This window comes from Priestia sp. P5_B4, from assembly GCF_056400385.1.
On the sequence record NZ_JBFULJ010000521.1, the window covers coordinates 1 to 2,676 of the forward strand.

Annotated in this window: 2 protein-coding genes and 1 pseudogene; 1 reads left to right on the top strand and 2 read right to left on the bottom strand. The window is 31.0% G+C overall.

Going from position 1 to position 2,676, the window contains the following annotated elements:
- Positions 1-140: 140 nt before the first annotated feature.
- Both AC1DRF_RS22325 and AC1DRF_RS22330 read right to left on the bottom strand, forming a co-directional pair.
- Positions 141-425, bottom strand: a complete 285-nt coding sequence (locus tag AC1DRF_RS22325) for a type II toxin-antitoxin system HicB family antitoxin (protein ID WP_427077100.1) — start codon at positions 423-425, stop codon at positions 141-143.
- 475 nt (positions 426-900) lie between these two features.
- Complete coding sequence (locus tag AC1DRF_RS22330; RefSeq protein ID WP_427077101.1) at positions 901-1,602, bottom strand: hypothetical protein; 702 nt, start codon at positions 1,600-1,602, stop codon at positions 901-903.
- 408 nt (positions 1,603-2,010) lie between these two features.
- Between AC1DRF_RS22330 and AC1DRF_RS22335 the strand changes: the two are divergent.
- A pseudogene (locus tag AC1DRF_RS22335) lies at positions 2,011-2,676 on the top strand (AAA family ATPase); the annotation flags it as partial.

Consider the following 2,676-nt stretch of genomic DNA (forward strand, 5'->3'; position numbering starts at 1 on the left):
GAATAGTGGAGCACATTCTATAAAAAACGGAATATAAAACCAGAAATGTAACGTTAAAAAAAGCAAGGGTTTGAAGGTGAAAAGAGGGCTGAAAAGCTCCCCTTTCTTTTGTCTCACTATAGTAATACGGATTACTATTATCAGAGCCTTTCAATTCCTCTTGAATCTTCTGTATTAATTTCTACAAGGATTACGTTAGCGTCTTCAGGCATATTAGCTTTAATGGTCTCTAAAGAGCTAGGAACAGGAATACCTTTGTCTAAATCCTCATACTCTAACAAATAGCCTTCTAAAGTATACTTAGCTCTGACTAGGGCCTCCCCCATATCATCCCCACAAGTCAAGCACCCTTTTAAGTCAGGAAATGACACTGAGTAGCCCCTCTCATTAGGCTCAAATACTCCATAAAAACTGTAAAATGGCATTCATATCAACTCCTATATATAATGAGGTACTGTTACAATACCCTTCTTAAATGGAAGATGAAACAGCCAATAACTGACTCCCTGCATCCATCGGACTATCTTAAACAACATAAAAAGGGAGCCAAAGCAATTATGCCTTAGATCCCTTATTCAATCCAAAAATCAAATCCAATTTATTAGTCTTTTTGCTGAGAACGAATGTGTTTATTGTTTGGCCCTTTTATATTATAAAAGATGGCCTAATGTATTAATGATTCTGATACAAAAACTTCAGAGTGATTGGAAATAATATCCGAATCTTGTACATGCTTACACTCGTATTCTAAGCGTACTTCATAGTATAGAAACTTAATAGGAATAGGTCTTCTACCTTATATAACGAGTAATTTTGCACTAGAGCCGCCAAAGCCTATAATATAAATATAAGCAATCTATGTTGTATCTAATTGCTTCATAATTATAGAAAAAAGATATATTACTTTATTTCTTCATCTTCTGCATCAATGCTGCTCAACAAATATGATAACCAAGAAAATCCAACGCCTAACCAAGTTATCATAGGGTAAAAGATATTCTTAAAATCAAGGATAAAAAATATMAGCGATATAGTTACACTCCATGCTACGTATAAATGGACCCGTGCACGAACTTGCTTAACGGATAATTTATTAATTACGACATGGTACATAAAATAGCATACTGTGAATAGGGTACTAACAGAGAAAATTGCATTTGTTATAATAATCTCTAAGTGATAATCGGTAAATAGATCTAAAGGTAAAGAAATGATAGTAATAAATAGTATTGCAAACTCAAAAGAAAAAATAGTAATACCTATAAGGTAAGCTCTATGGGTAAACGTATTGAATAACTCTTTAAAGTTGCGAGCACTTCCTCTTGCAATCTTAGGCATCCTTTCGAATGGTCTGTTAAGTAAGGTAATCAGCATGAAAAAAAGTAAAGAAATACTTAAGATTAACAAAGGTATCATGGAATACTTGTTCCCAACCGTTTTTACCAAGAGAATAAAAGAAATACTTATGACAAATACCACAAGTAAAATAGTTAAAAGGTATGTAAAACCAAGTCGATTTTCTTTATAAAACCATCTTATAAAGTTATCTAATTTAATGAATATCTCCTTAAATAGTATTCTTGAATTTTTAGCGTTCTTCACATAGCCCCCCCTTAATTTTAAAATTATATTTCCATTTTGAATTTACCTAACCAGTTACCTTACGTTAGTGTGTTAGATCTTTTAATACTGTGTTCAAGTATTTTTAGAATTTTGATAAGCTTTTTAGGTCATTCGATAGAAGATAAAATTCTCAAATTTATTTGCGAGAAGAGAATTTTTTAAAGAGTCCTTTTTCTTTATTTTTCTTCTCTTATTTTATCAAAAAGATTTCAAAATGTAATGAAAACAACAGGTATTTAAGAGTTTACACTTTCCCATACGAGATATTAAACTTCTAACCTATACTATAATATTCCTGATAATGCTATATTTATAATGAAAATAAAATAGAAAACTTTTCATTATATTGAGTTGCTTGCTCTTAATCATTGCGGAAGAGGTGACATCATGTTTAATACATTTGTGTATTTTTCAAACACTGTGGGAGAGTATGAATTATTTATTAGAAAGAACAAATTTTATTGGCCTAGAAATATAGCAAAGAAGACGAAATTCCAACAAATAAATGGAAAGGTCGAACAAGAGAATGTAAATGATACGATTTATATTGTTTCTGGATTAAAAATTAAAGACAATATAAAATACCCATTTTTAAAGTCTAAAATCACCTCGTCCCCTATGCTCACTCATAAAGGGTATGTTACTAAAATAATTGGACGTCCTATTTTGGGATATTACTTTACCCCAGAAGCTTACCGAGATCACAAAAATCCAAGTAGAAACAGTTATGTAATTCCTATGGAAGCTCTACAAGATTTAAAGGAACTCGATACTTACTTGGGGGAAAACTTAACCCATGGCGATAAAGAGGAAATTTCAGTAGCCTTAAAGCTCTATAACATAATAGAAAAACTGATAACAGAAAATGAAATAGAATTTGAACGATGCTATGAAAAAGATAACACTTGGTATATTGAAAATAAAAAAAACAATAACTTTGTGATTTTAAATAATGATTTGTCTGAAATTCGTCAATTACCACCTGGTGTTACTGGTAAGCGAAATTACAAAATGCTACCCAATAAAGGTAGCTTGAAAAGAATTATAGATAAA